This window comes from Providencia sp. PROV032 (assembly GCF_028484875.1).
GTDB classification, from domain to species: Bacteria; Pseudomonadota; Gammaproteobacteria; order Enterobacterales; family Enterobacteriaceae; genus Providencia; species Providencia rettgeri_E.
In genome coordinates this window covers 49,067-74,491 of sequence record NZ_JAMPSX010000006.1, presented here as the reverse complement: position 1 = coordinate 74,491, position 25,425 = coordinate 49,067, and the positions used below count along the sequence as shown (strand labels likewise).

Genomic DNA, 25,425 nt, shown 5'->3' with positions numbered 1-25,425 from the left:
TTGGGTTTATAAGAAAATAGACTGACCCTAGAAGAAACATAGCATAATAAATAAGAGAAATATTATGAATAACGCACCAGACACAATAACCTTTTTTGAGCGTTTACTTCCACTGGTCGTTTCCGGTAAAAAAGTGATCACTATCCGTGATAAAAGCGAGAGCCATTATATCCCTGGGACTATTGTGAAGGTATATGCGTTAGAAACAGGTGAATATTATACTGATATTAAAATATTGTCGGTAGAGCCCATTTCTTATGATGACATTTCTGAATACCATGCTAAGCAAGAAGCCATGAGTCTAGAGACGTTGAAAGTGCTTATCAAAGAGATTTACCCAAACGAGCAGTATTTATACGTAATCACTTACCAATTGCTGAATAGCACTGATTAATCACGATGTTTCGAAGATGAGCAAATCAGCACGGTGATCTTCATTGGCGGAATATTAATCATTTTGGGAATACTGACTGTGAGTAAAAATTAATATAAAAATAGGCCAAGTAAAGGCCTATTTTACGTTTATTTAAATTGTTCTTGGTGCTTCAAAATAAATTCTTTAAGTGATGTCGGTGCTTTGCCTGTTATTGTTTGAAAATTATCGAAAACCATTCCTGAGCGGTCTAATGTTCCATTAGTAAAATCTACATAATGGTCATAGATACTTTTCATATAGGCGAGCTCTAAATTATTTTTAAGGGCATGTTGCCAAAATTCATCGGGGTTTTCTGCCTGATAACTGAAAGGGATCCCCAACTCTTCTGTTAATAACTCAGCTATTTGTGTGTAGTTTTTATTTTCATAACCAAGGCGATAAATTTGACCTGCGTGTTGTTGCGGGTTAAGTAAGCAATAAGCCGCAAGTTCAGCAACATCAGCACAGTCTACCCAACTGAGTACCGCATTGCCAAAATAAGAGCGCAAGACACCTTTTTGTAAGTTTTCATCCCCTTGATAACCCAGTAAGTTTTGCATATAAGATTCGGGGCGAAGGTGAGTAAATTGTATTCCTGACCATTCAATATAACGTTCAATAAGCTGGTGCCATGCCCAATGAGCCACTTGTGCGTTATCGTCCCCACAGGCACCTAAATGCACAATATATTTCACGGCTGATTTTTTTGCGATATCTACGAAAACCTTACTTTGTACAAGCATATCAATGGTATAGCCTGTCATCATAAAAACGGAGTCGATACCTTGTAAAGCGATTTCAATAGTATCTGGCTTATCATAATCCATTAACACAGTGCGATAAGATGTATTTTTTAATTTAGCGGCGTCTCTAACGGCTAAAACAACATCATGATAGCCTTTTTCCTGTAATGATTGAACGAGGTAGTGACCAACCTGACCTGTAGCACCAGTGATAAGAATTGTATTTTTCATGAATATCCTATAGTGACAATATATTCAGTTAAAGTGTTTTGCTCATAATATATTCAAGATATTATTGAGCAATAAAGCGTTATATTTTGTCGCTTTTCTTAATGTAAGAGGAACTTGGTTTATAAACATATTCTCCTGTGCTTTATCAGTGTATAGCAATCAATTGATAAATGTCATAGAAGAGGAAAAGTAGAGCATTTTTGGTACTAGGGGGAAGATAAAAGGGCAATCTAACCCTTTTATCTGAAAATGATTATTTAATTGTTTGGCTAATATCTGAGTAAGCAAATAACGCTTGGGCTCCACCTGTATGAATAAATAGAATGGGTGTTTTTTCTTCAGAGTTTTCTAAGTAATCAATTAGCCCAGCCATGGCTTTACCCGTATAAACGGGGTCTAATAAAATACCTTCTTGCTGCGCTAATAAGTTGATTGCGGCGAGGCCTTTTTGGTTTGGCATTCCATACATTGGAGCAAAAAAGTTATCCCATAGCTGTACCTTTGGGGTTTTATCTAGAGACAACCATTGAGCCAGTTCGGATTGCAATTTTTCAACTTTAGGGGCCTGGTCTTGTTGCTTTCTTGAAACGGTTACGCCAATTACTTGACTTTGCGGTAATAGTTCTTGTAAACCAATGGCAAGGCCTGCATGCGTTCCAGCACTCCCAGAGGCAACAATCACTTTGTCAAATTCAATATGTGCTGGTTTCTGTTGAGCTATTTCAATAGCGCACTGAATATAGCCTAAAGCACCTAATGTATTTGACCCACCCACAGGGACAATGTAGGCATCTTTTAGAGACAGTGTTTCAATTAGTGCTTCCATTTGAGATTGCGGGTCGGTTAATTCATCACACATGACACAGCGAGTGCCAAATAAGTCAGTTAATAGTTTATTACCATTATGTAGAAAGTTAGGGTTATCACTTTGAATTGGGTTTTCTAACAAAGCGACACACTCAAGCCCATACATGGCAGCAACAGCCGCAGTTTGGCGGACATGGTTTGATTGAATTGCTCCCGCAGTAACAATAATCTTTGCATTTTTGGCTAATGCATCGGCCATTAAAAATTCGAGTTTACGTAATTTATTTCCCCCCATAGCAAGAGGGGTCATATCATCACGCTTGATATAGATCTCACGGCCAAACTTATGCGATAAATTATTTAATCGATTAAGAGGAGTCGATGCGTTAAGTAAATCTATTTTTTTAAACTGTGCTAATTGTTGTTGAAGAGACATCTAAACTCCCAATAATTAATAAGAGAAACCAAGATAAAGGTAAATAGCAAGTACAACACTGGCCGTTACAAGAGCATAAGGCATTTGTGTTCGGATATGTTCAATATGTTCGCAGTCTGTCGCCATTGAAGCAACAATAGCATCCGCAGAAATTGGAGAGGTCATATCACCAAATATTGAGCCAGAAATTGCTGCACCTATCATATATTCTACAGGCATTCCTACTGATAGGCCTAATTGGACGCCGATAGGGATCATTATAGCGAAAGTTCCCCAAGAGGTACCTGTAGCTAAAGACATAATAGCGCTAATAATAAAGATAAAGCCAATAGAAAACCCTGGAGGCATAACCCCTTGAGTAACTTCAGCAATATAAGCACCAGTATTTAATTCTGCAGAAACATTACCCATTAAGAATGCTAAAATCATAATTGAGCTAATTTTTAGCATGTTGGCATAACCGATAAACAACTCTTTGAAAAATGCATCAATATTTAATAGACGTCGGCCGATAAACCAACAGAAAGAAACTACGGTACCAAACATGACACCCCAATATACGGATGTCGATCCACTTCCTTTGCTAAAGTCACCGTCGCCTGTAATATACAGAGCAATAGGTACCATTAACACCGTCGATAAAATAGGAATAAAAAAGTTTAATGAGGAATGAGCATTAGGATGGTCAATAATCTCTTCTTCGCTATCTTGGCTTTGTAATTGAGATATATTTCCAGCAATAAAATTCTGTTGATACTTTTCTTCTGCTTTTTTCATGGGACCCCATGAAACGTTAGTAAATACATAGAATAGGATAGTTAGAATGGATAGCCATGCCATCAAGTTGTATCCAATCGACGTAATTAAAATATCAAAAGGCTCGCCTTGAATCAGTCCTTGGGATATTTGTACCCCAATTAACCCCATTATTACCGCTCCCCAACCATTGATGATGGCCGAGGAACAAACAGAAACACACGCTGTTTGGATAATATAGGACATTTTTTCAGGGGCAACACCATATTGCCGTGCTAGATTTTTAGTTGAGGCGCCGGCGACTAATTGGTTAATTGAGCTTTCAATAAAAATAAGAGAAGTAATGATGATGGCAAGCAACTGGGTAGATTTACGGTTTTTAATTAATTTTGTCTTATTGGTAAGTAACTGAACTAACGCACGAACACCACCGGTAACCACAACAAGCCTCATGATCCCACCGATCATAACCATAAAGACAATTGTTCGCGTATTCCCTGCAGATGAAAATGTATCAATAATACCATCAACGGTACCTTGAACACCTAATAATACGTTGTGGTCATGAATGACAGTAAAACCAACGAGTATTCCTAACATTAATGAAAGCATGACTTGGCGAGTTAATATCGCCAATATTATAGTCACAATGGGAGTGATAACGGTCCAAATACCATAGTCCTGCATGTGTTTACCTGTGATCTGAGAGAAAATATGAATTTTATAATTATTGAAAAATCATAGCATTAATAGGAACACGGTAGAATAATTTTATGTAGTTTGAAATGAGTTGTGACAATAAATTAATAAGAAAAAGGCCAAACAGATAAATGCTGGCCATATGTACAGATAGAATCAAATATTACTGTCGAGCTTGCCACTCTTTAGCCGTTATTTTACTAATATCTTCTGTTTTAGTTTCACCAATTAATTCAATAAATTGTGGTTCAAGAGTTGCATAGTATTTGAAACCACATTTCTCTTGAGCAATTTTAGATTGTTCGTTGCCTTGAAAGTAACCGCACCACAAATTATCTAATTTCAAATCAGTGAAAGCATGGTGCATGATGGCGTTAATTGATTCTGGGATAATACCTTTACCCCAGAACGGTACACCTATCCAATAGCTAACTTCTGCATCATTTTCACCAATAGAAAAATTACTTTCATGGCTGAATGATAAACCAATCAAGCCAATAGCTTGGTTCTCATTTTTTAACGTTACAGCGTAAATTTCATCACGCATAAAAATATTCTTGATGATAGAAAGACTCTCTTCTTCGTTTTTGTGAGCAGGCCAACCTGCGATTGGGCCAATTCTTTCATCTTTTGCATAGAAATATAAATCAGCGGCATCTGTTTCTTGCCAAGGACGCAATACTAACCTATTTGTTGTAAGAACCATTTTATCAGCTCCTCATTATGGCATCTCCTAACTTGAAAGCTATTTTAGGTATTTATGGAAATAAAATAAGGGCATAATTTGTTCATTTTAGGTACTTATCGCAACTTTCTTGTTATGATTACACGATATAACGCGAATTAAAGAACAATAATCATGCTACATTTAAATAATTATCAAATTGATTTGCCAAAAGTTATTCGGATTGGTGAAAGCAATATGGATGAAATGCAATATAAACCGATTAAAACATCTTATGTGACAGTTTGTATGTGCAAGCAAGGATATGGCGTATTTAATATTAATTTTAAACAACAGCCAGTACGCAAAAACGATATTATCGTTTTATATGATGACTCCTTTGCAATGCTACAAACCAAATCATGTAATTTTCGTTTGGAATATTGGTTGATTGATAAAAAGCTAGCAACAGAAATTGCTTATGTATTGCCACGTCAGCTTTTTGCCTTTTTTAATGATTTTCCTGTTATTTCAACGCCATTAGGAAAAGTGGAACTGCTTGAAAATTGGAGATATATTCTCCTCGCTATAGTGCATAACTGGGGTGAACATGGGGTATTACAGTTAAAAAATCATTTGCAAAATTTATTTTTAGAAATCAGTCATCATACTCAACACACATTCAGTAAATCAGAAAGTAAAAGTCGCCAAGAGCAACTATGCTGGCGTTTTTGGGATTTAATTATCGCTTACTGTAAACAGCATAAAGAAGTGAAATTTTATGCTGAAAAATTGTCTATTACGCCATTTTACTTATCTAAGATTAGTCAAAGTTTCTTTAATGACCCGCCAAAAGTATTAATTGATAGGCAAGTTATTCTAGAAATAAAAGCATTATTAGAAGTTGGTAATCTGTCCATTAAGCAAATTGCTGATGAATTAAATTTTGAAGATACATCCTATTTATGTCGCTATTTTAAACGGCATACAGGGATGACGTTAACGGGATTTAAAAAACGGATTGCACAAAGAGAGCTGGGAAATCAATACCAGTAGTATGGTTCATTTTTGTTGAATTCTTTTTATGAATTTAATTAATCAATATAATTCAATTATTTATAACTAAGCGCTTAACGGATAGAAAGTGAATTAAAAAGCAATGTTCGGAGTTTTTTGCAATTGTAGTTTGTCATAATTAATGCAATTAACTAAAGAAGGACGACATGATGACAACTAAAAATTTGTGGAATACGCCAGAACAGAGATGGCAAGCGGTGGTTGAAAGGAATAAAGCTGCAGATGGTCACTTTGTTTACGGTGTAAGAACCTCTGCTATTTATTGCCATCCGTCTGCTGCTGGGCGTTTACCAAATAGAAATAACGTTGAGTTTTTTGATAGTGAGCAGCAAGCGATTGAACAAGGCTATCGTGCTGGAAAACGCTTTCGTGCAGAGACCTCACGATTAAGCCAATTTTATCAAGAACAAATTGAAAAAGCTTGCCGTTATATTGAACAGCAGGAGCAAGCAGTGAGTTTGGCAAGTTTAGCTGATTATATCGGTATGAGTCGTTACCATTTACATCGTTTATTTAAAGCACAAACCGGGTTAACACCAAAAGCCTATGCAGATGCATTTCGCCATAAAACCTTGCAACAACGACTTCAAGAAAAAAAACGAATTACTGATGCTATTTATGATGCGGGTTATCAATCAAATAGTCGCTTTTATGAAGTTTCATCTAAACGATTAGGTATGACACCAAGTGAATGGAAATCAGGTGGTGGTGGCAATAAAATTTATTTTGCTCTTGCGGCTTGCTCATTGGGGACACTACTCGTTGCACAAAGTCCGATAGGTGTTTGTGCAATTTTATTAGGAGACGACCCTGAACAATTACTGAATAATTTACAAGACAAATTCCCAAAAGCAGAGCTGATAGGGGGAGATGGTGACTTTGAACTATTGGTAGCCCAAGTGGTTGGCTTTATCGAGGCACCTGAAATTGGTTTAAACTTGCCACTTGATATCCAAGGTACCGCATTTCAACAGCGTGTCTGGCAAACTTTACAAAAGATCCCTATTGGAGAAACAGTCAGTTACGCTGATATTGCAGAGAAGATAGGTCAGCCTAATGCAGTTAGAGCGGTAGCGAACGCCTGTGGTGCAAATATGTTAGCTGTCGCTATTCCGTGTCATCGAGTGGTTAGAAGTAATGGTGACCTTTCAGGCTATCGTTGGGGTATTGACCGAAAACAAGCGCTATTGCTAAAAGAAGCTAAGTATAAGTATAAGGTAGATAATAATTAACTAAATAGTACTAGAAAATGAAGAGTAACCCGAATGTGACTATTTCAAACTCGCCTATTTGAGATAATAGAATTCCCCTTACTCGGTCAATATGCTACATGAATAAGGGGAGTAATAGCCGTTAACTATTTGTATTCGAATGACTATTTTTAGAATAGAATAAGTAAATAACATAGAGAAGCGTAAAACTGGCAGTGTAACCTGTAAAAATCATCCAAAAGGTTTTCCAATCTACTATACCATTGACGGTATTAAGCTCGATAACCCAACCACATAAAACAGCCCCTAAAAAAGTCCCAAAACCGTTAACTAATGTGGTGAATACACCTTGCGCTGTTGAACGGAACTCAGCAACAATTTCCTTTTCCAAAAATAACGCGCCAGCGATATTAAAGAAATCAAATGCGCAGCCGTATACAACCATAGATAAGAATAAAGCGATGGTACCAATTGCTGTGAAATCACCATAAGCAAATAAACCAAGTCGTAAAATCCACGCCATCATACTCATGAATAAAATGGTTTCAATTTTGAATTTTTTGAGTAACAGAGGTAAAAGCAAAATGAAGATGATTTCTGAAAATTGCGATATTGATAAAAAGATAGTGGGATATTCAGAAAAAATAGAGCCTCTAGCTTCAGGCATTAATGCCATATCTTGTAAAAAGGGAACACCAAAGGTATTGGTAATTTGTAAGACGGATCCTAATAGCATGGCAAAAAATAAGAATACCGCCACTCTCCCTTTTTTAAACAGAAGAATAATATTTTGGCAACTAAAGCTGGATTTTTCTCTCTTTTTCTCAACTTTACAGCTCTGCGTGGAAATAAAGAACACAGAAAAAATACTGAGTATAACTGATGCAATTGCACCGACATATAATTGATAAAAACTCATTTCCAATTTTAATAAGCTAATTGTCCACATAGCGACAATAAAGCCTACGGTACCGTAAACGCGTATTTTTGGAAAATAGACATCAGAATCGAGTTTTTTTGCACTCAACATTTCAAAAACAATACTATTACAAACAGAAATCGTGGGCATATAAAACATTAGATGAACTAATGTCATAATAAATAGCAGGGTTATTGAATCACTATGAGCCATTGCAATCAAAAATACAGCAGAAATAATATGTGATGCAACGTAAACAAGCTTTCGGTTGTTAATTTTATCTGCAATAAATCCAATGATAATTGGTGAACATAAAGCTGAAATGCCTAATGTACTAAAAATTAGGCCAATTTCACCGCCTTTGAAATGCAATGTATTGAAGAGATAAGACGCGAACGTAACTAGCCATGATCCCCAGATAAAAAATTGCAGAAATGAAACAAATTTCAATCGAGTCGTGATATTCATGTTTATATACCTTCCGTTAGCTTAAACATGCTTTAATCTAATCATTAAATAAACTGTTCTTTTCAATTAATTTAATAACCAAGTCTGGAAGCATCTATCTTGTTATTGTTTGTGCATTATAAAATAGCTAATGAGAGTTTTTTTTGATATGGAGGTGGGTAATCATCGATTAATAGTAGGAATTAGCCTGTTTATATAGAGGGTATTACGTATTTATATACATAGGAATAATAAAATTGGTTAATATTTGGCTTTTCTGAGTTTAAAGTGCCTAAAGAGTAGATGCTGTAGATTCAACTTTTTTATAGGTTAGTTGAATTTAATTAAAATTTAAGGTTTAATAGCTGTCTCTTCACGCTTATCTTCTAATTTACTGCCTCAATCCATTATTTCAATATTTCCAGTGGTTAAATGCCACTTGCATCCTGCAACTCATTGCCAAAACATTCCCTCAATTTCTTTAAAAAAACAAATGACAATAACTCCAATCATAATAATGATTGGGAGATTTAATGTATGTGAAAAAACGAGAAAATTATGATTTCCACTCATTACTTGCTGCTTTTATCCGCAGTAGCGGTATACCTTGTTGGTACCGCAGAATTTATGTTGTCGGCTATTATATCGCCGTTAGCGACTGTGTTTAATGTTCGACCTGAACAAATTACTTGGTTGATATCAGCTTATGCTTTGTCCTATACCTTGGCTGCTCCTATTATTGGTTTTTTATCGGATAGAATCGATAGGCGTAAAATTGTGCTCATAGCTCTTTTGTTATTATCACTCGACAGTTTAGCCATCATTTTCTCACCTAATTTATTGATTGCTCTAGTTTTAAGGGGATTCGGTGGATTGGCATCAGCAGCGCTTGTCCCAGTTATTTTTGCCCTTATTGCTGATGCAGTTAGTGAAAGAAAGCAAGCTGCAGCAATGGGAAGCATTATGATGGGAATGACGGTAGGTATTATTACGGGGCCTATTGTTGCTGGAATATTAGTTCAATATTTTGCTTGGTATGCCCCATTTGTATATACCGCTGTAGGATGCTTATTGGTATTTATCATAGCGTTATTTACACTACCGCACTCTCAAAAAACGATCGGAAGAAAATTATCGTTTAAAGCGATTAAGCACGTAGGTATTGTCAGGTTCATATTAGCTAAAGGCATATGGAATGGCGTGTCGGTTTGCATGTTTTTGCTTGCTGGTGAAATATTAAGGCAACGATCTCACTTAGAAAGTGTAGAGGTTGGTAGCTTAATGGGACTATTTGGGATTGGACTATTATGTGGTAATGGTTTAGTTACAAAAATTGAAAAACTTAAAATATCAAATAATGCAAAACTCGTGGTTATTATTTTAATAATTATGGTAACGATTATCTTATTTCTCAGTGGGTGGCTTCCGTTAATTGGTCATGGATTATGTTTAGCTGTTTTAGGGGGGATGTTGGGTCTGGCATCACCGATAAGTACAGCAATGTTAGCAAGAAAAAGTGCAGAGAATAAAGGTTTTATTCTGTCTATATCCGAGAGTGTTAACAACTCGGTTCTACTATCTGCATTACCGATATTTTCTTTGTTTTTTTCAAAAGGTCTAATGGTTACTTCTGTAATCATGATTATTGTATTGTTAAGTACAGCTATTTATTTAGTTTTACCAACAAAAGAGAAAAAAGAGGCTGTAGATTGATTGCTTTTCTCCACTAAGATTATTTTTTAGTGGAGAAAAAGTGTTATTGAGCAATTAATATTTGTTTTTTTCTTAAACGCATTCCATTTAACATGGATAGCCAGGCTAAAAACGTAACAAACATAAGAATAATGAAAATAAAATAAGGTGGAAGTTCAGTTAGTACAACTCCTGTTAACATCGGATTAAATGCACCACCAAGTAGCCCTAGAGATTGAGCTGAAAAATAACTGGCCTTCATTCCGTCTGGGGCAATACTATCAATTAACATATATTCTCCAGGGGCATAGATTAACTCACCTAGAGTGAATATAAAGGCGCCAAGAGCCCAAAGGTATAAATTTTCATGGGAATACATAAAGGTTGCCAATCCTAAAATGAAAAATAGGCTACCTAATGTCATTAATTTTCTTAAATTATCTGGCGTGATCCGTTTGCCAACCGTATATTGCAAAGTTACTACGACAATCGCATTCACTGGTAAAATAACGCCAATAACCACTTGTGCAAAATCGCTGTTAGCAACGGTAATGGCATACTGCGATATCCAAGTCGTAAAAGTACCGAAAACTAATGAGCCTAAGAAAGTGGATAAAATAAACCATGCTAGGACTTGATCTCTTAGCATAGCGACAGGGTTCCATTTACGGTTCTGTCCTTCTTCTAAAGGTATTGGTTTTATGCTCTGCACAAACCTCTGTATAAAGAATATTGGGAAAGCGGCAGAAATTGCAGCTAAATAGAATGGTAGGTTAATGCTATACATTAATAACCAAGTACCAATAGGGGGCCCAACGGTCCAGCCAATATTAATGAATGTATAATTTAAGGAAAATATTTTTGCTTTTAATGCAACCGTAAGGGTATCGGCAAAGTACGCTTTTAGTACCGTTGAGAACACGGAATAAGAGCAATTTATTAGCGAAAAGAAAATAATGACGAGAATTGCATTATTAACGATAGGTATTGCAATAAACCCACAAATAAAAGCGATAACTGCAGATAACATGCAGCGTTTTTTGTCAACACGATCAGCTAGCATGCCAAAGCCCATGCTAAATAAAACACCGACCACCATAGCCATTGACATTGCAACACCGACAATATCAATAGCCATTTTATATTCACGGGTTAAGTAAATAGCCATAAAGGGTAATGTTGCACCACGGCCAATCGTTAAGAGCAGTGACGATGCAAGTAATGCACTGTTTGATATATTAAATTTAGATAACATTGCACACAACCTAACTCATTAATTGTTGTTATAGATTTATTACAGACTCTCTGCAAGCTATAAAATACCTAAATTTACGGCAGTGAGATATGGTGATTAATGCTCAAAATTGAAAACGATATTTTGCTGATGCTAATGTGCCATTCTCAATTAAAAATCCGGCAATATGAAATACAATCTGGCCAATAAAATGTTATATGCTGTTGTAATTATCGATAAATTTAAATGGGTTGTAAGGAGATAGTGTCTTGATGATAAAACAGGAAAAAGGTGCAATGTTGCACCTTTTCGAAGGAGATGAAAATTATAAAGCAGCCGTATATACGCGACGGCTAACCTCTAAATTAATATCTTGGTGCTCGCCTAATTTTGTCATACTGTGAGCTTCCAAGCTTTTTACTAATGGTTCAATAACATCGTGAGTGAGCTGGTAGTCACTAAAGCGCGTGCCTACTTGCATTTTTTCAAAGAATGCTCGGGTTAACTCGATGGATTTTAATGCTTTCTCTTGTTCTGAACCTGACGTAATCCCCCAAACTTGTTCGGCATATTGCACTAACTTGGCCTGTTTTTGTGGTAATTTTTCTGTCAGCATGGATGGAAGAACAATGGCAAGAGTTTGTGCATGATCCAAGCCATATAAGACCGTGATTTCGTGGCCTAACATATGGGTAGACCAGTCTTGCGGAACACCGACACCAATTAAACCATTTAAAGCTAATGTGGCAGTCCACATTAAATTGGCCCGAAGATCATAATCGTTTGGAGCCTCAAGCGCTTTAGGCCCAATTTCGATTAATGTTTTTAATAAGCCTTCCGCAAATGCATCTTGTACGTAAGCATTTACTGGATACGTTAAATATTGTTCAATAACATGAACGAAGGCGTCAACGACACCATTACTGATTTGGCGAGCGGGTAATGTATAGGTTTTTACTGGGTCAAGAATAGAAAATTGAGGGAACACGTGGTCACTCATAAACGCAAGTTTAGAATGTAATTCTTCACGAGTGATCACAGAACCTTTGTTCATTTCAGAACCAGTTGCAGGTAATGTTAATACAGTCCCAAAAGGCACTGCAGTTTTAATGGTTGCACCTCTGTTTGTGACCACTTCCCATTTATCGCCCGGATAATTTACTGCCGCAGCGACAAATTTAACGCCATCAATGACGGAACCGCCACCAACAGCCAGCAAAAAATCAAAGCCTTCTTTTTCAACTTTATCGACGGCTTTGATCAAGGTTTCATAACGAGGATTAGCCTCAATCCCACCAAAATGGTCGAATATCCGAGAGCCTAAAGCTTGCTCAACTTCGCTTAAGGTTCCTGTTTTTCTTGCACTTTCACCGCCGAATAAAATAAGAACCTTAGCATTTTTAGGGATAACTCGATCAAGTTCGCAGATTTTACCTTCACCAAAAATGATACGAGTAGGGTTATAAAATTCGAAATTGTTCATATGTAACCTTCGTCGAAAGTAGAAACGAACCTAATGATTACATGCATACAATTATAAGTAAACATAATATAACTTTAAATAATTAAGAGTTATATATATTTGATTTCTTATATTCCAGTGGGGGAATTATATTAACAATATTTAATTGTAGTTAATCTTAATTGTTATTTTTATATTTTATTGATACAGCAATCTTGTTAATTTGATGATGGATTTTAATTTAACATGGAAAGAAAAATTAGATGATAAATATAAATAATCAAAAAACGAATGATAACGTAATTGATAAAGATGAAGATTTAATGTTTTTGATGGAACACTTAGATGGAAGCCCCTTAGTGGGGGAACAATCCTCTGAGCTTAAAAATATATCCAATTGGTTTAACCCTATAGATGAATACACAAGACTCAAAACCTCTAAGTATTTAATGAGTAAGCCAATAAATGACTCTACATATGATTATCACGTTTTAATCCAAATAGGCGGTGACGATACAACAGCTAAATCAACGGGGCGGTTATTAGCAAAATTCCCTGATAACTCACTTGTCATACAGTTTGATGTTGTAAACGAACAGTGGAAGATACTACATGGTGATTTAAAAACTAAAGTTAATGGGAAAATACGTTGGGCGGTTATTGGTCATGGACAGTACAAAGGGCGCAACCAACAAAGTTACTTTGAAGGGTACCAAGCAAATCAACTTATTGCAGGACTGAAGTACCTTAAAAATCATGTATTAAAAGCATACCCACCAAATAAGATTGTCTTAGCTGGCTGCCAATTAGGGCGCGGGGGCGTAAATGAAAATTTTGTCTTCAGAGCAAGTGTCGAGTTAGCTAAACAGGGAATATACCTTCCTGTGGTGGGGTATAATCGGCTTATCGGTGTCACGAGTGACAGTAAAAAAATAACTTGGCCGTATGACCTCGCAGGGGAAAAACAATCTACTAAAAATTGGCGGTTAGAAATTAGTATTAGCCAAACTGACCAACAAGCCTATATTAATGGTAAGCATGCTATTTTATATTTTATCGATGAATTAAGACGTGATGAGCTCGGCGTATGGCAGTTAATAAAAGATGACCACTCTACTTCAATGGATATTTTTAGGGAACCAAATAATGAGCATAAAATCGACATTGATTTGATTAAAAAAGTCGCTTTTAATCATGATGCATACGCTATTTTTAAAAATAAACTAAACACGAAGAACATTCTATTTAATAGTGATTTTAGACGTGAGTTACTTCATGAATATGAGAGTGTTGGAATATTAGAATCACCATTGTGGTTAATGATTAATAAAGACAATGTGAATATTAACTCACAAAAAAATAACGATAATATCAAAATTATTATTCGCACAGGAAGGGGCGTTGTAGGGAAAAAATATGCGGAAGATCTCCTGAAGGACTCCCCGAATAGCACACTGTTGCTTCAGTTAAACCCGAATACAATGGAGTTTTTCTTAGAGCATGGGGATATAGAGCAGTTACTCAAAGTACCCAAACAACAGTGGATATTAATAGATAATCTTCATCCTGAGCCTGGTTATATACAAAACTATGCTAACTCGCTAAATGTATTAAAGTTAAGATATGAATTTAAAATGCCAGAAAGTATTTCACTGTATTTAACCGATACAAAGTCATTATTAACTAAAGATGAGAAAGTAAGTTTTTTTGATGAGTTAACAAGTAAGCTGAAAATAAATGGAATATATGCGAAATTTTTTTTGGAGAGTAATTTTGAAATAAGACATAGAATAAGGGCGTTACTTGAGGATGTTAGCATTGGTAATTTATTAATAGAAAACATTGACATAAATAAAAATTCTTTTTTAAAAGGTTTTTTTACATTACAAGATGGAAGTATTGATAGAGATAAATTAAAAATTGCAGCATATGACCCCATTATCAGTAAAAAAATTAATAAAATATGTGATGCTGAGAATGAAAATGACTTTTCTCAGATGTGGGATCCAATTTTTTCTGACGATAATTCCACGGGGATTAAGCAACAGGCTATTGAAGTAAAAGAAATTTTGGCGTTTTTAAGTCATCAGCCTGAAAAAATAAATCACTTAAGTAAGCCGTCTATAAGCCGTTTGTCTGAGTTATTCCCGAGCGGGCAAGGTTTTAATCATGCAGATGTTTTAAAATTGGTCCAAGACCCAATAAAGTTAAGGGAATATAACCAATATATTGATGATTTTTTAACTATCTATATAGATATTGAAATATCATTTGCAGATAAAAAATCATTAAGCGAAGAGTTTAAATTGATTTTTGATTTAAACGAAAAAATAAAATCTAATCATGCAGCACTTTCTCAGTTATCATATAAAGACGGGCTTGATATTACACTCAACAAATTACCCGTTGAAATAAGTTCCTTTGAAGGGCTCTACTTTTTACATCTTTTTCAGCACAGTAATTTAACTGATGAACAACGTTTGCAACTTAAGGACAAGCTGGGGATTTTAAAAAAGCTAACACGAAAAAATGGATTGGGTAATATTACAAGCAAAGAGCAGGAAGCACTCAATCGGTTTGATGAAATATATCAATGTAATTCTGATTTATTAGGCACCATTTCTAGTGAAATAAGCGAACAATCTCACATAGTATTATTTGAGAATATGGAGAATAACCAAATCATCACGTTTCAAAGTGATGAAGAGATATATACAATCACAAGCTACTCGCGCAATGATAAGTATATTTTGACCTTATCCGATTCGATAGGGATCGAGCTGATTATTAGTCATTCAGAATTTAACCAAGCAAAACAACAGTTATTTAATGTTTTTAATGAATATATTAACCAAGAAATAACCAAAGATGATGGTACTGTATCAACAAGAGGAAATATTGCTGGATTTAAGCATGGAGTAGGTGAAGCCCTGTTTGGTGAAGTGAAATCTATAAATACAAAGAGTGAAGAATATCAAAGTCTGCAGAAAAACATGATGAGTGAACTGGATACCGTTTTCAGGGGATCTGCAATATCAGTGACTGATGGCCCTGAAGTTATTTTTGGCGAACAGGTCACATCACTGAAAACACTTAGAGATATCGGGGCTACGATAGATAACGAACCATTAGATTTTAAACATACTCAACTCCCTAATTGGGGGGATAATGTTAAATTTAATCCTGACAAATTAGTATTTCAGTTAACCTTTTTAACAGGGAATGAAAAGGATATTAATTTAATTAAAATGCTCAATAAGAGCTTACAAGGGGATCAAATAGCAAGACGAATTGGTGCTAATTCAATGATCCAGCCAAGAGCGATACTACAAGAACAACTCCAGATTATTCAAAAATTACAATTTGGTCACCAGGCTGGTGTAGAGAAAGTCGTGGAAGATTTACGGCGTGCCGGTGTTAAATTACCCGTCTATGCCCGAATGGCTAATTATTTCGGGCAAGGAATTGGTTCTACAGGAATATTTTTGACGGTCAATTCGGTTTATCAGTTGATAGATGAATTAGATAATCCTAATTTATCGGAGAAAGAGAGACGAGAAATACAGAGAAATCTTGATCTAGCCTGCGCAAATGCATTTTTTAATTATGGAGATATGGTTTTACAGCCTATTTTACTCAAGCTCGCTTATAAACAAGCTGGGTCATTTAATGTATCATCAAAAATTACAGCTCGTATTACAATCATATTTAATTTAATTGGAATGGGGTTAGATGTATATCAAGCGTGTGAAGCATTTGAACAGCTAGATAAAGTTACAAATGATAAAGATCGGCAAGATTTAATGGTGAATGGTTCCTTGTCAATTGCCAATATTGTTGTGGGCGGAGTAACCATAGTTGGCATAATCATTGGCTCATCCGCAATCCCCGTTGTTGGCTTAATTGTTGCGGGGTCCTTATTAATTGGAGGGATGGTATATACAGGTATTCGTGCAGTAGAAAAAATTGAAGAGGAACTCGGTGAATCTCTAGACTGGGATGAAAAAGCCAGAGAAGGTATTCGTGCCGCACTGGGTTTTTCCCCTTCAGACAACATATTAAATCGGTTTAGTTATAAACAGCATTTAACTTACTTTCAAAATATAAATTGGCAACAAGATTTAGATACTTTCAAGTCATCATTTTTATATCAGGGGTTTGATGAACACTTACAATTGGTTGGTAAACCGATCCTTGTGGAACACGTGAAACATTATATTTATTATAGGGATAATTCAAAAATAATTAACAGCACAGCATTTTCTGATTCGGATAACAGTGTATTTCTTCGTCATATTGATAGTGATGAAATCGGGCCTTACTATACTATCGAGCAAATCAATTTTATTCGAGAAAATTATCATTTTGACTCTCAAGATAATCTCTGGGTAAAAAACACGCAACATCAAAGTATTAATGAACTGAATTTTAATTATCGTTTTAGACTTGTGAATAAAACGGCGCCTATCGCTTATAAAGACATTGGTGAGGAGGTTGCCAATGATATTATTGTCCTTAATCCTGAATATGATAGTTCATTATTAAAAGACTTTTTACATGAAAATAACTTGGATACGTCTTATCGCCTAAAAAAAAGGCAGTCAGTTGCGGCACAATTAAGCTCTTTATCAGCATCAGAGTTACGGTTATTCCAAGCCAGGAACAATTACACCAATATTACTCACCCAGATATTAATAGCAATATCGCAGTTAATAGATTAGGTAATGAGTTTTTAAATCAGCCTATTGATATCGCTAGGGAATTATTAAGTGAGAACCCTAGGGTTATTTATGAAGGCATGCAAAATATTGGTTTTCGATATGAAAAAGAATCAAAGCAAAAAAACATCAGTTTTAACCCGGGAAATGGGACAGATATTATTGTTGGTAAAAAAGATTCACGGAATTTGTTTAATATCAATACAGGGCGTAAATTTTTAGTCGGAGGAGAAAAGGATGACATTACAAACTTATCCTTATTATTTAAATATGATGTTCAAGAAGATAACGACGTTTATTTTGATGGTAACGGCGGCAGTAATGGCATAATCATTAAAGATATTCCATCTAAATCTAAAGTTGATATCAATTTGAACAATAAGGTATCAGAGGTTGCGTTAATAAATCAAGGTGTTAGGCGAGTCCATTTACGTAATGTACATGATGTGATGCTAATTGGAGATAGAACGACAAAAGCGGAACTATTAGGTAATAAAGGCTCCAATACATTAGATGCTGGGGCTGCGATTGCCTTTATTCAAGGTATGGAGGGAGATGACCAGCTAATATTTGAATCTGGCATAGTTAATGGTGGTGAAGGGGATGATAGTTATTTTCTACGTCGTGTTGATTGGTACAATGAGCAAGAACAATTAAATAATAACCTATTAGAGTTATCTGCTGTCATTATTGAAAACACCCAAAGTCAAAGCCGAGTAAATTTAGGATATACGTTGAATGAAATCAAGGGAGCGAATATCTCTGGTAATGATCTTATCTTAACTGTTGAAATGAACTTAGCAGAGTCAGAAACTAAAAAATTAATTTTGAATGTTACTTTAAAAAATATGTATAAACGTCATAGTCATGGTAGGGAGATTGTTCATCGATATCAATTGCATACACGGGATGGGTTTGTATTAAATACCAAATTAAATGACTTAGACTCAAGCGCCTCACACATTATCAGTGAAAATATTTTCAATATTACTTATCAAAAGGGCGTTGGTTCTACAATGAGCATTGATGAGAGTGAAAAAACAATTACAGTTGATAATAAAATATACCATCAACCACGATGGGGGGATTTCAAATTTCATGGGTTAGCAAGTCATCTAGAATATAAGGGTAGCAGTAGTGATGACCACCTTTTAATGGTAAGTAGAAACAGTCACATTATGGTTACTAAAGGGAGAGATATTTATCAGGTGAGCCCAGAACAGATTTGTCAAGGTAAAATAACGTTTGATTTTATAAATATGAAATCCGAAATGAAAGATGATTTTGATATGCTAATTCTGTTACCTTATGAGAACGGGTTTAATATTAAAGCGTTGGGAACATCAATATTCTTGCATGATAAGTTCAGTAATAAAAAACTTGAAATTAACCTTATTAATTTATCATTTCCAATGAATGAAAAAATTTACATTAAAGATGGTCATGGAAATCTATTTAAAATAATAGTGGGGCAAGAGTTTCATGATGTAGAGGTCGTTGAATGTTTGGAGTTACCCACGGAAAGGGATGATTATATAAAAATCCTTAAGGGATATAATTCCCGCTATCCTATTTTAGATACAAACAATGGTGATGACCTCATTGAAGATAATAGCATGACAGGAAATATCATCAATTCAGGAGAGGGTAATGATATTGTGATTGCCAATGGAGGGGCGAATGTTTTGTATGGGGGGAACGGTGATGATTATATTTACGGTGGTGAGAAGAGTGATTTAATTTTATCTGATTTAGGTAATGACAAACTTGATGGACAAGGTGGTGGAGATCATTATTTGATCGATGGAAGCAAAGGCGTCGGTAATACCGAGATAGTAGACCAAATTGGACTTAATCGTATTCATTTAGTTAACTTTAAAACCGAGTATCAGGTCATAGAACAACGAGAAGAGACTTACCATCTTTATACCTCGGAATCTAATTTGCGGACAGTCAAAGTAAAAATTCCTCCAAATAATAAAAACAACAATAATCACGTTTATCACCACGAACGATTACCTTCCCATATGCCAATCCATATTCATAATGATGGTATGGCACATTTAATTCGCTATCTTGCTGAACAACAGCAATATAAAAAAGAATTATCGCCTGAGCAGGTTTGGCACCCTATGGATGAGTTTAAACATTTTTCTAACGATTTAAGTTTTTCATCCATTATTGATACAGAGGCAGAAAATATACATATTAGTGAAAACATGCCATTTAGGCGCTTGTTTATTCGGACAAGTGGCGCCGAGCAAAAAATTTGGGATAGAAGTGGCGTTGGGCGGGTATTTAAAGGGCAAGCGGCCACAGGCGCTATTTCAATACCCGATGGTATCGAAGGGAATAATGTTCTTTATGCGTCAACAAGTGATACCAATTTATATGGTGGTGAAGGGAATGATGTCTTCATCTCCAATGGTTCAAATGGGTTGTTAACAGATGCCAGTGGGAAAAATAGCTTTATTATCAATGGTGAAATTGCCGGTTGGAATTCGCTGTACAGCCTTGGCGGTGAAAACACGATTTACCTCATTAATTTCAATGAGGACGTTACTCGAGAAGACCCAGATCACCGAAGTAATGCAACTCGATATATTTATACTTCAGAGCAGGGACGTAGCGTGAAAATATTTCAGTATCCGAACACGATAGCGCCTACGGTTGTTCATGTGCAGTCTTTAGAGGGGCAAAATACGCATTCCACTCAACAAAAATTGGATCATTTAGTCGAGTCCCTAGCTACGCTGCGTTTACAAGATGAAGAAAGCGGCATTGGTATGCAGGATATTGAACATTTACAGGTGGATTGGGCCCCTGTTAACCTTGTGGATAATTACATGAAAAAAGCTAGTTAGCGAGACGAGGAAAACCACAAAACGTAAAAATACAGGAAGTTTTGTGGTTTTTAAATCATTATTTAGTCCAAATCATCTTTATCTACAACGTGTTGTACTAAAATAGTTTTAAAATTAATGCTAGAATTTAACGATTAAATGTAGCAAGTTATTTAAAATATTTTATTTTTTGTTGTAACGGGAGGGGATATAGCAATGAGACGTTTTATTAGTTTAGAGTTGCCTCCTGAACCTATAATTAATGGCCAGTGCGTAAGAAAACGCCTGAAAAATAGTATTTGTGATAATTGTGCCACCAGCTGTCCCGTCGGTGCGGTATCGTTTAGCCATATGAATGCAGAAATTAATAATGAATTATGTTTTCAATGTGGTAATTGTTTGTTTGCGTGCCCTGTAGATGCTATTGAAAATATCAGCCCCCATGAACGTAGTTATCAAGGGGAGTATCTGATAGTAAACCATGATGAGCCTATTGCGAATGAGGATGAACTGATTGTTTGGCACCGGCAATATGGGATCCGTGGCATGCAAATTGCTGAACCCTGGGTTGATAAATGGTTGCCAGCGATTGCAGCATTAAATTTAAAGCTCAAAGCGTTACAAGAACCTATTTGGCAATTACGCATTGTTCAGCCGGAACAAGTCGATAGTGGTCGCCGTATGATGCTATTTCGTCAAAAATTGGATTCGAAACCTTTGGACAAGGGGCAGGTGAAAACTGGGCTAAATGCGAGAAAGCAATTTTATCCAGAAGATAGTTGGTTTAAAGTCGAGTTAGATACGGAAAAGTGCATTCTCTGTGGTGCTTGTGCAAAAATGTGTGATGAGCATGCGATAGAAATTGAAAATAACCAATTTTTGATAGATGAAAAACGTTGCACGGGTTGTATGAGCTGCCAAGTCGTTTGTTTTCCTAAATCTATTCATGTACAAACCTATACAGCTAAAAACAACGTGCCGAAAATCTTCCATTATTATGATGGGAAGTGTAATACTTGCCATTTACCATTCTCTTCTTGGGAAGAAAATACCCATATTTGTCCAATTTGTGCTCAGCATAAGAAACAAGGGTGGTTATGATAGTAACTAAGGCTCATTTTAAGAGCCTTAGGGCGTCTAATTTATTGGTTTAAATGTTCAAGGATCAGCTTGGCTATTAATGGGTTAATCATTGGTGGCGTTTCGTGGCCCATACCTTCAACAACTTCCAATTTTGCGTTAGGAATATTGTCAGCAATATCTTGCCCTGCGGCTAAAGGGAAGAGCGGGTCGATTGAACCATGAATAACCAACGTTGGTACGTTAATTTGCTGAATATAAGGGCGCAAATCTCCGGTAACGGCAACCGCAACAATTTGACGTTTAGTGCCTTCCGGTGAATGATTGCGCGCGAGTGATTGCAGTATATATTCACGATAATAATTTTCGTCAAATGGGCCGAATGTTGAGCTGATCCGACGATAAAATGCAAGTTGTCCTGATAAATACCCTTCTAAATCCTCTTTTGGGTTAGCACTTGGGCTCATCAGCATTTGCATTACATCGGGAGCACTTTGTGGCAGCGCTGGGTTCCCTGTTGATGACATGATTGTGCAAAGAGAGAGTGTACGTTCAGGGAATTTCGCTGCGACTATTTGCGCTATCATTCCGCCCATAGAACGTCCAATAACGTGGGCTTTATCAATAGATAATGTATCCAATAGATGGATAATATCCTCAGCCATATCGAATAAAGTATAAGGAATAGTGAAAGGCTCACCTTTTTGCATTTTTTCAACCAATTCCCCTAAATTAATAGATGGAAACTCATTGATATGATGAGATAAACCCGCATCACGGTTATCTATACGTAAGAGGTAAAAACCCGCATCTGCGATTTGCTGACAAAAGTCTGTGGTCCAACTAATGCTATGGCCACCTAAACCAGGAATAAGGACAATTGCAGGGTTATCTGGTGTTCCAAATGAGTCATAAAAAAGTGGAGCTGAATTAGTTTTGATCATTTTTCTTCCGGGATCGTTTATTAATGAATAGTGCTATTTATATGCCGTAGTTTCGTTGTAATTGCGAGCCATAAAAATTGGCAATGATTACCTTTGATATAATTGAAATATACCATGCCAACGCAATATAAGTCTGTTTTTCAGTCAATTCCGTAAAGCAATTAAAACTCATTGAGATATGATAAGTAGTAAGCAAATCGTTTGCTTGAGTAGAATAATTATTAATATATTTTTAGGTTTTATATGATTTACTTTATTTCAGATACCCATTTTTGTCATTCGAACATTATTAACCTATGTGATCGCCCATTTAAAAGCACCAGTCACATGAATGATACATTAATTCATAACTGGAATGCGTATGTTACTGATCATGATGAGATTTACATACTCGGTGATTTTTTATACAAGGGTAATGGTGCGGATGCCAATAAAATATTACGCCGCTTAGCAGGGAAAAAATATTTGATCCGCGGCAACCATGATAAATTTTTAGATGACCCCGAATTTGACCAATCGTTATTTGAATGGGTTAAAAGCTATCATGAGTTGGAATATCAAAAACAAAAATTAGTGTTATTCCATTACCCAATACTAGAATGGCAAGGTTTCTTCCGTGACGCGATTCACTTATATGGACATGTTCATAATTCAGGTAAAGACCCCGAGCAGTTTAAGCGTTTAGCGGTATTAGGGCCCCGGGCTATTAATGTTGGTGTGGATGTGAATAATTTTTTCCCTATTAGTATTAAACAGATATTAAAAAAGGCAAATAGTTAACTTTCTTTTTTTGCATACAAATAAACTGAAGCTCTTGATACTCCTAAGTGTTGTGCCACTGTTTCCATAGATTTTTTGATATCTAACAGGCCTTCATTGCGCAGCACTTCAATTAAGTTTTTTCTTTCGTCTGCTTTCAATGTCCGAGGTGTCGCTGCTAAGGTTGCTGCATATTGGTCGATACGCATGCGAATGGCTTCCGCGCCATTAGGCTCAATATGCTCTTTTATTGGGCTATTTCCCACATCTATAAACTGCGACAGCATACTTTGCATGCCTCTAAACAACGTCATATCCAGATTTAAACACAATGCTGCGATATATTGCCCTGACTCATCTTTAATGCCAATCGACGTACTTTTCACAGGGCGCCCATCAGAAAATTGGTTGGTATAATTGGCGATGATGTTCGGAAAATCTGCAGATTCAATTCTTGCATGACCGAGTTCAGTAGTCGGTTCACCAACTTGGCGACCAGATAAGTTATTATGAATCGAAAGGATTGAATGTTCTGGATTTTTAAGGTCGTGTACAACGACTTCACAAAAAGGCGCGAATGTTTCACTAAGGCCTTTTGCAATAATTTCAACTTGAGCCAGTAATGAATTATCTTTTTGATCTGACATGTCATTTCCCTTCATCTATCAAGCGGTAATAGTTAATTTTAACCTATTTTCAGTGTTGCTAATAGATGAAGGGCGGTGAACATTATGAAACCCATTCTTTATGATACTAATTGTGCAAAGTGCTGAATATCGACATTGCCTCCACTGACAATGATCCCCACACGCTTACCTTGAAACAACTCTTTGTAGGCAAGGGCGGCAGCATAGGACAAGCAACCTGTTGGCTCCACGATAATTTTCATTCGTTCAGCATAAAACTTCATGCGGTCAATAAGTTGTTCATCAGTTACAGTGAAAATATCATCAACCTTATTTTTGATAACTGCAAAGGTGTAGTTACCGAGATGTTGGGTTTGCGCACCGTCTGCGATGGTTTTCGGCGTATCAATGTGCACAATTTCCCCTCGACGAAATGATTGTTGCGCATCATTGCCCGCTAAAGGTTCTACCCCATAAATTTGGCAATTAGGGGATAACTCTCTGGTTGCAATGGCACACCCAGAAAGTAAGCCTCCGCCACCTAAGCAAACAAACAGGGCATCTAATTCACCTACTTCTTCAATCAGCTCTTTTGCTGCTGTGCCTTGGCCAGCGATGATATCAGGGTGGTCATAAGGAGGAATAATCGTTAGCCCTTGTTCCGTTGCGAGTTGTTGGCAAAGTACTTCTCTATTTTCTTTGTAGCGATCAAAACGGATAACTGTGGCACCGTAACCTTGCGTAGCGGCAACTTTCACGGCAGGTGCATCATTAGGCATTAGAATGGTGGCTGGAATGTGTAGAAGTTGTGCTGCTAAAGCGATGCCTTGCGCATGGTTACCAGAAGAAAATGCAATAACACCGGCTTTTTTCTGCTCAGGGCTTAATAAACTCAACGCATTAAAGGCCCCGCGAAATTTAAAAGCCCCCATACGCTGGAAGTTTTCACATTTAAAAAACAGCTCACCACCAAATTCTTTATTTGCGGTTGTTGAAGTAAGAACAGGGGTTTTATGCGCAAAACCCGCAATACGTTGTGCTGCTGCTTTCACATCTTGATAATTCGGTAGTATTAATTCTGACATGATATAACCCCAATAAATAATAAGTCGTTAAACAGACACTGCAATTGCTTCAATTTCTAAGGCTGCGCCAAAATGAAGTTCAGAAACGCCTGCAACAGCACGGGCTGGGCGATGCTCTCCTATCCACTTAGCATATATCTGGTTGAATAGCGGCCAGTTTTCCATATTTGCTATATAAACTCGGACTTGAACCAAATGCGTTTTATCGCAATTAACGGAACTTAAGCATGCTTGTAAATTAGCAAGGACAAGGGAGGTTTGTTCTTGGAATGACGCGTTCGTAATGGCATTACCGAGTTTATCAACGGGCAATTGCCCTGAGATAAAAACCAGTCCATTTGCAGTAACGCAGTGTGAATAATGCCCTTTTGGTGCAATGAGTGTTGGTGCATTGACACATTCAATATTCACACTCTCAATAAGTTGACTCATGTCGACCTCTCGATAAAAAATCATTAACTAGATTTTTAGTCTAATGTTAGACTATGTGTTTAGTCAATACTTTCTTGGAGCATAAATTTGGTGTAAATAGCAACAAATTGTTATTGGAGTGTCCATCAATATGGCAAAAAGAAA

The 25,425-nt window shown here is 36.3% G+C and carries 18 protein-coding genes; 7 read left to right on the top strand and 11 right to left on the bottom strand.

The features are described 5' to 3' along the window. Positions 1–64: 64 nt before the first annotated feature. Complete coding sequence (gene yqfB / locus PSF42_RS06745) at positions 65–394, top strand: N(4)-acetylcytidine aminohydrolase (RefSeq protein ID WP_272679689.1); 330 nt, start codon at positions 65–67, stop codon at positions 392–394. 128 nt (positions 395–522) lie between these two features. Here the strand turns inward: yqfB and PSF42_RS06740 are convergent, their stop codons facing one another. The 4 genes from PSF42_RS06740 to PSF42_RS06725 form a co-directional block, all read right to left on the bottom strand. After that, positions 523–1,389, bottom strand: coding sequence for an SDR family oxidoreductase (locus PSF42_RS06740; RefSeq protein ID WP_272679688.1), 867 nt, complete (start codon positions 1,387–1,389; stop codon positions 523–525). A gap of 253 nt (positions 1,390–1,642) precedes the next feature. Then, entirely contained in the window at positions 1,643–2,632 is a 990-nt protein-coding gene (locus PSF42_RS06735) for a D-cysteine desulfhydrase (RefSeq protein WP_272679687.1), read from the bottom strand. A 15-nt stretch (positions 2,633–2,647) separates the two neighbouring features. Next, entirely contained in the window at positions 2,648–4,075 is a 1,428-nt protein-coding gene (locus PSF42_RS06730; RefSeq protein WP_125894709.1) for a Na+/H+ antiporter NhaC family protein, read from the bottom strand. Positions 4,076–4,250: 175 nt separating this feature from the next. After that, positions 4,251–4,793, bottom strand: coding sequence for a GNAT family N-acetyltransferase (locus tag PSF42_RS06725; RefSeq protein WP_125894711.1), 543 nt, complete (start codon positions 4,791–4,793; stop codon positions 4,251–4,253). Positions 4,794–4,946: 153 nt separating this feature from the next. On the opposite strand from PSF42_RS06725, the gene PSF42_RS06720 reads away from it, so the two are divergent. Both PSF42_RS06720 and ada read left to right on the top strand, forming a co-directional pair. Continuing rightward, positions 4,947–5,807 (top strand): helix-turn-helix domain-containing protein, encoded by an 861-nt coding sequence (locus PSF42_RS06720; RefSeq protein WP_272679686.1) that lies wholly within the window; start codon positions 4,947–4,949, stop codon positions 5,805–5,807. 170 nt (positions 5,808–5,977) lie between these two features. Continuing rightward, positions 5,978–7,060, top strand: a complete 1,083-nt coding sequence (gene ada, locus PSF42_RS06715) for a bifunctional DNA-binding transcriptional regulator/O6-methylguanine-DNA methyltransferase Ada (protein ID WP_272679755.1) — start codon at positions 5,978–5,980, stop codon at positions 7,058–7,060. A gap of 121 nt (positions 7,061–7,181) precedes the next feature. On the opposite strand, the gene PSF42_RS06710 is transcribed toward ada, so the two are convergent. Further along, entirely contained in the window at positions 7,182–8,426 is a 1,245-nt protein-coding gene (locus tag PSF42_RS06710; RefSeq protein WP_272679685.1) for an MFS transporter, read from the bottom strand. Between the two features lie 537 nt (positions 8,427–8,963). Between PSF42_RS06710 and PSF42_RS06705 the strand changes: the two genes are divergently transcribed. Next, a complete protein-coding gene (locus PSF42_RS06705; protein WP_125894717.1) occupies positions 8,964–10,118 on the top strand; it encodes an MFS transporter in 1,155 nt (384 codons plus the stop codon). A gap of 43 nt (positions 10,119–10,161) precedes the next feature. Here PSF42_RS06705 and ydeE read toward each other — a convergent pair whose 3' ends face one another. Then, positions 10,162–11,352 (bottom strand): efflux MFS transporter YdeE, encoded by a 1,191-nt coding sequence (gene ydeE / locus PSF42_RS06700; protein WP_125894719.1) that lies wholly within the window; start codon positions 11,350–11,352, stop codon positions 10,162–10,164. A gap of 304 nt (positions 11,353–11,656) precedes the next feature. After that, positions 11,657–12,814: an iron-containing alcohol dehydrogenase gene (locus PSF42_RS06695; RefSeq protein WP_272679684.1), complete on the bottom strand. Its 1,158-nt coding sequence runs from the start codon at positions 12,812–12,814 to the stop codon at positions 11,657–11,659. A 242-nt stretch (positions 12,815–13,056) separates the two neighbouring features. Between PSF42_RS06695 and PSF42_RS06690 the strand changes: the two genes are divergently transcribed. Both PSF42_RS06690 and PSF42_RS06685 read left to right on the top strand, forming a co-directional pair. Next, entirely contained in the window at positions 13,057–20,376 is a 7,320-nt protein-coding gene (locus tag PSF42_RS06690) for a C80 family cysteine peptidase (RefSeq protein WP_272679683.1), read from the top strand. Between the two features lie 195 nt (positions 20,377–20,571). Continuing rightward, on the top strand, positions 20,572–21,456 hold the full coding sequence (locus tag PSF42_RS06685; RefSeq protein WP_213912725.1) for a DUF362 domain-containing protein: 885 nt from the start codon (positions 20,572–20,574) through the stop codon (positions 21,454–21,456). A gap of 41 nt (positions 21,457–21,497) precedes the next feature. Here PSF42_RS06685 and PSF42_RS06680 read toward each other — a convergent pair whose 3' ends face one another. Continuing rightward, positions 21,498–22,379 carry an alpha/beta fold hydrolase gene (locus PSF42_RS06680; RefSeq protein ID WP_272679682.1) on the bottom strand — a complete coding sequence of 294 codons (882 nt, stop codon included), beginning with the start codon at positions 22,377–22,379 and terminating at the stop codon, positions 21,498–21,500. A 243-nt stretch (positions 22,380–22,622) separates the two neighbouring features. Between PSF42_RS06680 and PSF42_RS06675 the strand changes: the two genes are divergently transcribed. Continuing rightward, a complete protein-coding gene (locus PSF42_RS06675) occupies positions 22,623–23,159 on the top strand; it encodes a metallophosphoesterase family protein (protein WP_102138544.1) in 537 nt (178 codons plus the stop codon). On the opposite strand, the gene PSF42_RS06670 is transcribed toward PSF42_RS06675, so the two are convergent. The 3 genes from PSF42_RS06670 to PSF42_RS06660 all read right to left on the bottom strand — a co-directional run bounded on the left by PSF42_RS06670 (position 23,156) and on the right by PSF42_RS06660 (position 25,281). Continuing rightward, a complete protein-coding gene (locus PSF42_RS06670; RefSeq protein ID WP_102138545.1) occupies positions 23,156–23,785 on the bottom strand; it encodes a helix-turn-helix transcriptional regulator in 630 nt (209 codons plus the stop codon). The two genes, PSF42_RS06675 and PSF42_RS06670, sit on opposite strands and share 4 nt — an antisense overlap. 98 nt (positions 23,786–23,883) lie before the next feature. Beyond that, positions 23,884–24,849 carry a threo-3-hydroxy-L-aspartate ammonia-lyase gene (locus PSF42_RS06665; RefSeq protein WP_272679681.1) on the bottom strand — a complete coding sequence of 322 codons (966 nt, stop codon included), beginning with the start codon at positions 24,847–24,849 and terminating at the stop codon, positions 23,884–23,886. A 27-nt stretch (positions 24,850–24,876) separates the two neighbouring features. Further along, on the bottom strand, positions 24,877–25,281 hold the full coding sequence (locus PSF42_RS06660) for a RidA family protein (RefSeq protein WP_272679680.1): 405 nt from the start codon (positions 25,279–25,281) through the stop codon (positions 24,877–24,879). Positions 25,282–25,425 lie beyond the last annotated feature (144 nt).

Bases quoted from the DNA above. Each gene is read 5' to 3' on its own strand.
- yqfB (WP_272679689.1), top strand. From the start codon at position 65: ATGAATAACGCACCAGACACAATAACCTTTTTTGAGCGTTTACTTCCA.
- PSF42_RS06740 (WP_272679688.1), bottom strand. From the start codon at position 1,389: ATGAAAAATACAATTCTTATCACTGGTGCTACAGGTCAGGTTGGTCAC.
- PSF42_RS06735 (WP_272679687.1), bottom strand. From the start codon at position 2,632: ATGTCTCTTCAACAACAATTAGCACAGTTTAAAAAAATAGATTTACTT.
- PSF42_RS06730 (WP_125894709.1), bottom strand. From the start codon at position 4,075: ATGCAGGACTATGGTATTTGGACCGTTATCACTCCCATTGTGACTATA.
- PSF42_RS06725 (WP_125894711.1), bottom strand. From the start codon at position 4,793: ATGGTTCTTACAACAAATAGGTTAGTATTGCGTCCTTGGCAAGAAACA.
- PSF42_RS06720 (WP_272679686.1), top strand. From the start codon at position 4,947: ATGCTACATTTAAATAATTATCAAATTGATTTGCCAAAAGTTATTCGG.
- ada (WP_272679755.1), top strand. From the start codon at position 5,978: ATGACAACTAAAAATTTGTGGAATACGCCAGAACAGAGATGGCAAGCG.
- PSF42_RS06710 (WP_272679685.1), bottom strand. From the start codon at position 8,426: ATGAATATCACGACTCGATTGAAATTTGTTTCATTTCTGCAATTTTTT.
- PSF42_RS06705 (WP_125894717.1), top strand. From the start codon at position 8,964: ATGATTTCCACTCATTACTTGCTGCTTTTATCCGCAGTAGCGGTATAC.
- ydeE (WP_125894719.1), bottom strand. From the start codon at position 11,352: ATGTTATCTAAATTTAATATATCAAACAGTGCATTACTTGCATCGTCA.
- PSF42_RS06695 (WP_272679684.1), bottom strand. From the start codon at position 12,814: ATGAACAATTTCGAATTTTATAACCCTACTCGTATCATTTTTGGTGAA.
- PSF42_RS06690 (WP_272679683.1), top strand. From the start codon at position 13,057: ATGATAAATATAAATAATCAAAAAACGAATGATAACGTAATTGATAAA.
- PSF42_RS06685 (WP_213912725.1), top strand. From the start codon at position 20,572: ATGAGACGTTTTATTAGTTTAGAGTTGCCTCCTGAACCTATAATTAAT.
- PSF42_RS06680 (WP_272679682.1), bottom strand. From the start codon at position 22,379: ATGATCAAAACTAATTCAGCTCCACTTTTTTATGACTCATTTGGAACA.
- PSF42_RS06675 (WP_102138544.1), top strand. From the start codon at position 22,623: ATGATTTACTTTATTTCAGATACCCATTTTTGTCATTCGAACATTATT.
- PSF42_RS06670 (WP_102138545.1), bottom strand. From the start codon at position 23,785: ATGTCAGATCAAAAAGATAATTCATTACTGGCTCAAGTTGAAATTATT.
- PSF42_RS06665 (WP_272679681.1), bottom strand. From the start codon at position 24,849: ATGTCAGAATTAATACTACCGAATTATCAAGATGTGAAAGCAGCAGCA.
- PSF42_RS06660 (WP_272679680.1), bottom strand. From the start codon at position 25,281: ATGAGTCAACTTATTGAGAGTGTGAATATTGAATGTGTCAATGCACCA.